Genomic DNA, 246 nt, shown 5'->3' on the forward strand with positions numbered 1-246 from the left:
TGCCCCGCCGTAGCCCCCGCCGCCGCCGTCGCCACCGGTGCCGCCGTAGCCGGAACTAACCCGGACGCCGGAACCGGACACGCCGCCTTCGCCTGCCACGCCGCCCGCGCCGCCGGCACCGCCGTTGGCGCCGATGCTGTTCCAGCCGTTACCGCCGTAACCGCCATCGCCGCCATAGCCGCCCTCACCGCCGTAGCCGGCGTAATTGCCGGAGCCGGAAATGGCGTCAGCGCCGGCCCCGCCGGC

At 76.4% G+C, this 246-nt stretch carries 1 pseudogene; it reads right to left on the reverse strand.

The features are described 5' to 3' along the window. A pseudogene (locus BST12_RS32770) lies at positions 1 to 246 on the reverse strand (PE family protein); the annotation flags it as partial.

It is taken from the genome of Mycobacterium angelicum, from assembly GCF_002086155.1.
GTDB classification, from domain to species: Bacteria; Actinomycetota; Actinomycetes; order Mycobacteriales; family Mycobacteriaceae; genus Mycobacterium; species Mycobacterium angelicum.